Here is a 6517-nt window from a genome sequence, read left to right on the forward strand (position 1 = left end):
GGGCGAACTTCACGCACGTCCAAGGAGTCATACACTTCGCCAATAGCTCTCATAGCGAACCGGAGAGGACGTCCGCCATGGCCTACGGGCACCCCCCGTCGCCCGGCCAGGGACAGCAGCCCCAGTGGCAGCAGCAGCAGGCCCCCTGGCAGCAGCCCGGAAACGCCTGGCAGCAGCCGCAGCAACCCCAGGGCGGCATGGGCTGGCAGCAGCAGCCGCCTCAGGGCGGGAACGATTTCCAGGGCGGGAGCAACACCGCCCAGATGCCCGGCGACTTCGGACCCGTCACCGACGACGAGAGGACGTGGTCGCTGATGGCGTACGTGGGCCAGTTCCTCGTCGGCGTGATCGCCCCGGCCGTCGTCTACCTCGGCAAGGCCCGCTCGCCGTTCGTGCGCAGGCACGCCGCGCAGGGCCTCAACATGGGCATCGCGGCCATCGCCGTGTGGTTCGTCTTCGGCCTGCTGTCGCTGGTCGCCGACTTCCTCATCTGGGTGCCGCTGCTCTTCACGGCCGTGGAGATGGTCTTCCTGGTGTACGCGGGCAGGGCCGCCAACCGCGGCGAGTTCCGGCGCGTCCCGGCCCCGGTGGCCTGGCCCCTGCTGAAGTAGCGGCTACTTCTTGCCCTTGTCGGCGTCGCCGCCCCCGGTCGAGAGGGCGGCGACGAAGGCCTCCTGCGGGACGTCCACCCGCCCGATGGTCTTCATCCGCTTCTTGCCCTCCTTCTGCTTCTCCAGCAGCTTGCGCTTGCGGGAGATGTCGCCGCCGTAGCACTTGGCGAGGACGTCCTTGCGGATGGCGCGGATGTTCTCGCGGGCGATGATACGTGCCCCGACCGCGGCCTGGATCGGCACCTCGTACTGCTGCCGCGGGATCAGCTCCTTGAGCTTGGCCGTCATCATCAGGCCGTACTCGCGGGACTTGTCCTTGTGCACGATCTGGCTGAAGGCGTCCACCGACTCGCCCTGCAGCAGGATGTCGACCTTCACCAGGTCGGACTCCTGCTCGCCGCTGGGCTCGTAGTCGAGCGAGGCGTACCCGCGCGTCTTCGACTTCAGCTGGTCGAAGAAGTCGAAGATGATCTCGGCGAGCGGGAGCGTGTAGCGGATCTCGACGCGGTCCTCCGACAGGTAGTCCATGCCGAGCAGCACGCCGCGGCGTCCCTGGCACAGCTCCATGATCGCGCCGATGTGGTCGGACGGGGACAGCACCGTCGCCTTCACCACCGGCTCGTACACCGTGCCGATCTTGCCCTCGGGGAACTCGCTGGGGTTGGTGACGACGTGCTCCGTCCCGTCCTCCATCACGACCCGGTACACCACGTTCGGCGCGGTCGAGATCAGCGACAGGTCGAACTCGCGCTCCAGCCGCTCCCGGACGATCTCCATGTGCAGCAGCCCGAGGAAGCCGCAGCGGAACCCGAACCCGAGCGCCGCGGACGTCTCGGGCTCGTAGACCAGCGCGGCGTCGTTCAGCCGCAGCTTGTCGAGCGCGTCGCGCAGCTCGGGGTACTGGTCGCCGTCCACCGGGTACAGGCCGGAGAACACCATCGGCTTCGGGTCGCGGTAGCCGCCGAGCGCCTGGGCGGCCTGCCGGGACGCGCCGGTCACGGTGTCGCCGACGCGCGCCTGCCGGACGTCCTTCACCCCGGTGATCAGGTAGCCGACCTCGCCGACGCCGAGGCCCTGCACGGGCTTGGGCTCCGGGGAGATCACGCCGACCTCCAGGGTCTCGTGCGCGGCCCCGGTCGACATCATCAGGCTCTTCTCGCGCCGCGACAGGTGCCCGTCCATGATCCGGACATAGGTGACGACGCCCCGGTAGGTGTCGTAGACCGAGTCGAAGATCAGCGCCCGGGCGGGGCCGTCGGAGTCCCCGACGGGCGCCGGCACCTCCTCGACGATCTTGTCGAGCAGCTCGCGGACGCCCTCGCCCGTCTTGCCGGACACGCGCAGCACGTCCGCGGGGTCGCAGCCGATGATCCCGGCCAGCTCCTCGGCGTACTTCTCCGGCTGCGCCGCCGGGAGGTCGATCTTGTTGAGGACGGGGATCAGGTGCAGGTCGGCCTCGAGCGCCAGGTACAGGTTGGCGAGCGTCTGCGCCTCGATGCCCTGCGCCGCGTCCACCAGCAGGACCGCGCCCTCGCACGCCGCGAGCGACCGCGACACCTCGTAGGAGAAGTCGACGTGGCCCGGGGTGTCGATCAGGTTGAGGACGTGGTCGACGCCGCCGGCCGTCCAGGGCAGCCGGACCGCCTGGCTCTTGATCGTGATGCCGCGCTCGCGCTCGATGTCCATGCGGTCGAGGTACTGGGCGCGCATCTGGCGCTCCTCGACCACTCCGGTCAGCTGCAGCATCCGGTCCGCGAGGGTCGACTTGCCATGGTCGATGTGCGCGATGATGCAGAAGTTGCGGATGATCGCGGGATCGGTCTTGTCAGGCTGGGGCGCTGGCACCGGGGTCCGTTCGCAATGCTCACAGGTGGACAGGGATCTGTGCCTCCCATAGTCCCATGTCCCGCCCGATGCTCCGTGCACGGTCCGGTTTGGGACCGGCCCCGGTGATTGGTAAGCTGTGCGACTGCGTGTGGCGTAGCGTCGTGCCCCGGGGGCACCGTCCCGCCCCCGTTCAGACATTTTCGTCAGCGCCTGCCGATACGCGCAGGCCCAGGATCGCGACCAAGCTGAGGCTCTACGACGTGGCTAACATCAAGTCCCAGATCAAGCGCAACAAGCAGAACGAGAAGGCTCGCCTGCGCAACAAGGCCGTCAAGTCCGAGCTGAAGACGGCGATCCGCAAGTTCCGCGAGGCCGCCGAGGCCGGCAACGTGGACGACGCCGTCGCCGCGCAGCGGTTCGCCGCGCGCAAGCTGGACAAGGCCGTCAGCAAGGGCGTCATCCACAAGAACCAGGCTGCCAACCGCAAGTCGGCGATCGCCCGGCAGGCCGCCGCCCTGCAGGCCAAGTAAGAGCCGCACGCCCGGGGCCGGCCGCGCGCCGGCCCCGACGCATGTCCATGGACGAGCGCCGCGCGGTCAAGATCTCCAAGTATCTCGCCAAGCACCTGCGGCACCGCCCCGAGCGGATCGGCCTCACGCTCGATCCCGAGGGATGGGCGGACGTCGCCGACCTGCTCTCGGCCGCCGCCGCCCACGGGTTCGCGCTCACCCGCGCGGAACTCGACCACGTGGTGGCGGTCAACGACAAGCAGCGCTACGAGCTCGCCGGCGACCGGATCCGGGCCGTCCAGGGCCACTCGGTCCCCGTCTCGCTGAACCTGCCGGTGACGCCCCCGCCGGAACTGCTGTACCACGGCACCGTGCGTCGTTCCGTCGACCCCATCCTGCGGGAGGGCCTGCTGCCCATGGGGCGGCACGCCGTCCACCTGTCGCCCGACCTCGAAACGGCCCGGCGCGTCGGCGCCCGGCGCGGCGCCCCCGTCGTGCTGACCGTCCAGGCCGGCCGCATGGCGGCCGACGGTCACGAGTTCCGCGTCAGCGCGAACGGGGTGTGGCTGGTCGACGCGGTCCCGCCGGAATATCTGAGCGAATGACCTCGGCGGCGGCCCAGTCGGGGACGTGCCGCACCCAGTCGGGCCCTTCCTTCGGCCCGAACAGGTACCGGTACGGGACGATCTCGCGGATGGCGCGGTGCACGTCCAGCCGGTCGTCGATCATGTGGGTGATCCCGAGTTCCGCGCAGTGCCGCGCCTTGTCCTGCCGCTTCCGGCAGAACCGCACGTTGCTCCGCGGCAGGCCCGTCCGCCCGTAGAAGTCGTGGTGGTCGAGCCAGGCCAGCGTCCTCTCCCGGATCCGGTCGCCGCACTTGGAGATGATCCACGCCCGTCCCCCGAACGCCTCGACCAGGCCGGGCAGCACCTCGTAGACGCCGTCGGTGGCAGGGGACGCGAGGGCCTCCTCGAAACTCCCGTCGAGAAAGACGGTGTCGTCCTCACCGGGGGCCCGAAGGCCGCCATGGATGACCCGGCCGAAATCGACGCCGAGCCGCGGTTCGCTGTTCATGCCCCAACCTTCGGCCCGCGCACCCTAGAACAGAACTATCGATCATCTCCGCGGCTATAGTCCCTGCCTATGGACTTGAGCCGCCTCTCCACGGACGCGCTCGCCTCGTTCGCGGTCTTCGCCGACCACCTCAACTTCACCCGCGCCGCCGAAGAGCTCCACATCTCCCAGCCCGCCCTGCACGTCAAGGTGCGAAGGCTCGGCGACACGCTGGGCCGTCCCCTCTACACCCGGCACGGGCGCCGCCTGGCCCTCACCCCCACCGGGGAGCAGGTCGCCCGCTTCGCCCGCGACCTCGACGCCCGCATGACGGCGTTCCTCGCGGACGTCCACGGCACGTCCCCCACCCGTGTCCCGGCGCTGGCCGCCGGGGAGGGCGCCTACCTCTACCTCCTCGGCGGCGCCGTCCGCCCCGGCATCCGTCTGATCAACGGCGACCGCGCCCGCACCCTCGCCGCCGTCCGCACCGGCCGCGCCGACCTCGGCGTCGCCGTGCTCGACGTGCTGCCCGCCGACGTCGCCTCCGTCCCGCTGGCGTCCTACCCCCAGACCCTCGTCATGCCGGACGGCCACCCCCTCGCCGCGAGGCCGCACCTCACCCTCGCCGACCTCGCCGGCGCGTCCCTCGTCGTCCCGCCTCCCGAGGGCCCGCACCGCATCACCCTCGAACGCGCCCTGCGCGCCGCCGAGGTGCCCTGGTCCCTGGCCGTCGAGGCCGCGGGCTGGCCCCTGATGCTGCACTTCGCGTCCCTCGGCGTCGGCCTCGCCGTCGTCAACGGCTGCGTCCCCCCTCCCCCGGGCCTGACGGCGCGCGAGATCATCGACCTGCCCGCCGTCCCCTACTACGCTCTCCACCTGCCGGACAGGGCCGACGACCCCCTCGTCACCGGACTCCTGGCCGCCGTCCGCACATCGCTGAGGAGCGCTCCGTGCACTTCGAGACCTCCGTCGACATCGACGCCCCGCCCGAGACCGTCTGGAACCTCCTGAAGGACGTCGAACGCTGGCCCGACATGACCGCCTCGATGGACCGCGTGGAACTCCTCGACGAACCCTTCACTCTCGGCAGCCGCGCCCGCGTCCACCAGCCGAGACTCCCCGCGACGGTCTGGACCGTCACCGCCTTCGACGAGAACAGGACCTTCACCTGGGAGTCCCGCTCCGCGGGCATCACCACGACCGGCGGCCACGAGGTCGCCCCCGCCCCCGGCGGCAGGTCGACCGTCCGCCTCACCCTCGACCAGAAGGGCCCGCTGGCCCCCCTCTTCGCCCTCCTGGCCGGCCGCCTCTTCCGCCGCTACGTGGCGATGGAGGCCGAGGGCCTGAAGACCAAGGCCGAACAAGGCCCCACCCCCTAGAAGGACGGCCCTGGCGCCGTCAGGCGGACGGGCGGAGGCCGGTGAACATGATGCTCAGCGTCCGCCGGCGCAGGTCGGCGTCCCAGCCTCCGTGCAGTGCGCCCTGACAGGCGCTGACCAGCAACGCCATCACCTCGTCGAGCCGGATTTCCGCAGCGATCGCGCCCGACTCCTGCCCGCGCGCCAGCAGCTCTCCCACCGCGTCACTCAGCGATCCAAGCGGCCCGGTGATCGGCACTTCCGTCCCCTCGGCCGCCAGCAGGCTGACGACGGCCCGGTTCGCGGCGGTCCGCTCCACGAGCCGCGCGAAGAACTCGAACAGCGCGCCTTCGGGGTCCCCGTCGGCGACGAGTTCCGCCACGTCGTCCGTGACCTGCTGCAACAGCCGTTTCATCAGGGCCCGCAGCAGGTCGCCCTTTGTCGGGAAGTGCCGGAAGACGGTACCGATCGCCACGCCCGCCCGCCGCGCCACCTCCTCCGTCGACGCGTCCGGGCCGGCGGCGGCGAACACCTCCTCCGCCGCCTCCAGGATCCGCTCCCGGTTGCGCCGCGCGTCCGCGCGCATCAGCCGCCCCTCCCTGGACAACATGAGTCCCGACTCACTATCCTCATTTTATGAGTCACCACTCATCTTAGGAGGGCTCCATGCCGACCGCACCACGCGAACTGTTCGGCCAGATGCAGCAGCGTTGGCTCGACCACCCGGCCTCCCACATCGGCGACCTCCTCACCGACGACGCCGTCATCGAGACCCCCTTCGCACCGCCCGGCCACCCGACCAGATTCGAGGGCAGGCAGCGGTTCCTGGACTTCGCCGAGCCGCAGCGGGCCGCGTTCCCCGTCCGGTTCGACGCCTGCCGCACCCTCGCCGTCCACGACACCCACGACCCGAACACGATCGTGGTGGAGTACGAGCTGACCGGCACGAACACCCAGACGGCCAAGCAGTCCACGGCCGCCTTCATCGCCGTCCTCACAGCCCGCGACGGCAAAGTGGCCCGCTGGCGCGAGTACCAGAACACCCTCGCCATCATCCACGCCCTCACCTAGGGCGTGTTTCGAAGTGGGGTGAGCATCGGCGTGTTGTGAGCCGGACGCAGTGAGGTCTCCGGTAGATGGTTCATCGACCAAGAAGAAC

The 6517-nt window shown here is 70.4% G+C and carries 9 protein-coding genes; 6 read left to right on the top strand and 3 right to left on the bottom strand.

The window, feature by feature from the left end:
- The first annotated feature begins 77 nt into the window (after nucleotides 1–77).
- Nucleotides 78–611, top strand: a complete 534-nt coding sequence (locus AB0C87_RS23215; protein WP_353832583.1) for a DUF4870 domain-containing protein — start codon at nucleotides 78–80, stop codon at nucleotides 609–611.
- Between the two features lie 3 nt (nucleotides 612–614).
- Here AB0C87_RS23215 and lepA read toward each other — a convergent pair whose 3' ends face one another.
- Nucleotides 615–2456, bottom strand: coding sequence for a translation elongation factor 4 (gene lepA, locus AB0C87_RS23220; protein WP_345174386.1), 1842 nt, complete (start codon nucleotides 2454–2456; stop codon nucleotides 615–617).
- Nucleotides 2457–2698: 242 nt separating this feature from the next.
- Here lepA and rpsT point away from each other — a divergent pair, with 242 nt between their 5' ends.
- Both rpsT and AB0C87_RS23230 read left to right on the top strand, forming a co-directional pair.
- Entirely contained in the window at nucleotides 2699–2968 is a 270-nt protein-coding gene (rpsT, locus tag AB0C87_RS23225; RefSeq protein ID WP_141577350.1) for a 30S ribosomal protein S20, read from the top strand.
- A 47-nt stretch (nucleotides 2969–3015) separates the two neighbouring features.
- Nucleotides 3016–3552 (top strand): RNA 2'-phosphotransferase, encoded by a 537-nt coding sequence (locus AB0C87_RS23230; protein WP_345174383.1) that lies wholly within the window; start codon nucleotides 3016–3018, stop codon nucleotides 3550–3552.
- Here the strand turns inward: AB0C87_RS23230 and AB0C87_RS23235 are convergent.
- Nucleotides 3494–4021, bottom strand: a complete 528-nt coding sequence (locus tag AB0C87_RS23235; protein WP_345174381.1) for a hypothetical protein — start codon at nucleotides 4019–4021, stop codon at nucleotides 3494–3496. The two genes, AB0C87_RS23230 and AB0C87_RS23235, sit on opposite strands and share 59 nt — an antisense overlap.
- 69 nt (nucleotides 4022–4090) lie before the next feature.
- Here AB0C87_RS23235 and AB0C87_RS23240 point away from each other — a divergent pair, with 69 nt between their 5' ends.
- Both AB0C87_RS23240 and AB0C87_RS23245 read left to right on the top strand, forming a co-directional pair.
- Nucleotides 4091–5011, top strand: coding sequence for a LysR family transcriptional regulator (locus tag AB0C87_RS23240; protein ID WP_345174379.1), 921 nt, complete (start codon nucleotides 4091–4093; stop codon nucleotides 5009–5011).
- On the top strand, nucleotides 4951–5379 hold the full coding sequence (locus AB0C87_RS23245; RefSeq protein WP_360579436.1) for an SRPBCC family protein: 429 nt from the start codon (nucleotides 4951–4953) through the stop codon (nucleotides 5377–5379). Before AB0C87_RS23240 ends, AB0C87_RS23245 begins: the two co-directional genes overlap by 61 nt.
- Nucleotides 5380–5398: 19 nt before the next feature.
- On the opposite strand, the gene AB0C87_RS23250 is transcribed toward AB0C87_RS23245, so the two are convergent.
- Complete coding sequence (locus AB0C87_RS23250) at nucleotides 5399–5968, bottom strand: TetR/AcrR family transcriptional regulator (RefSeq protein WP_360579438.1); 570 nt, start codon at nucleotides 5966–5968, stop codon at nucleotides 5399–5401.
- A 56-nt stretch (nucleotides 5969–6024) separates the two neighbouring features.
- Here AB0C87_RS23250 and AB0C87_RS23255 point away from each other — a divergent pair, with 56 nt between their 5' ends.
- Nucleotides 6025–6429, top strand: coding sequence for a nuclear transport factor 2 family protein (locus tag AB0C87_RS23255; protein ID WP_360579440.1), 405 nt, complete (start codon nucleotides 6025–6027; stop codon nucleotides 6427–6429).
- The last annotated feature ends 88 nt before the right edge of the window (nucleotides 6430–6517 follow it).

The sequence above is a fragment of the Actinomadura sp. NPDC048021 genome, assembly GCF_040653135.1.
In the GTDB taxonomy this organism is placed as follows: Bacteria; Actinomycetota; Actinomycetes; order Streptosporangiales; family Streptosporangiaceae; genus Spirillospora; species Spirillospora verrucosospora.

Bases quoted from the DNA above. Each gene is read 5' to 3' on its own strand.
- AB0C87_RS23230 (WP_345174383.1), top strand. From the start codon at position 3,016: ATGGACGAGCGCCGCGCGGTCAAGATCTCCAAGTATCTCGCCAAGCAC.
- AB0C87_RS23240 (WP_345174379.1), top strand. From the start codon at position 4,091: ATGGACTTGAGCCGCCTCTCCACGGACGCGCTCGCCTCGTTCGCGGTC.
- AB0C87_RS23235 (WP_345174381.1), bottom strand. From the start codon at position 4,021: ATGAACAGCGAACCGCGGCTCGGCGTCGATTTCGGCCGGGTCATCCAT.
- AB0C87_RS23215 (WP_353832583.1), top strand. From the start codon at position 78: ATGGCCTACGGGCACCCCCCGTCGCCCGGCCAGGGACAGCAGCCCCAG.
- AB0C87_RS23255 (WP_360579440.1), top strand. From the start codon at position 6,025: ATGCCGACCGCACCACGCGAACTGTTCGGCCAGATGCAGCAGCGTTGG.
- AB0C87_RS23250 (WP_360579438.1), bottom strand. From the start codon at position 5,968: ATGTTGTCCAGGGAGGGGCGGCTGATGCGCGCGGACGCGCGGCGCAAC.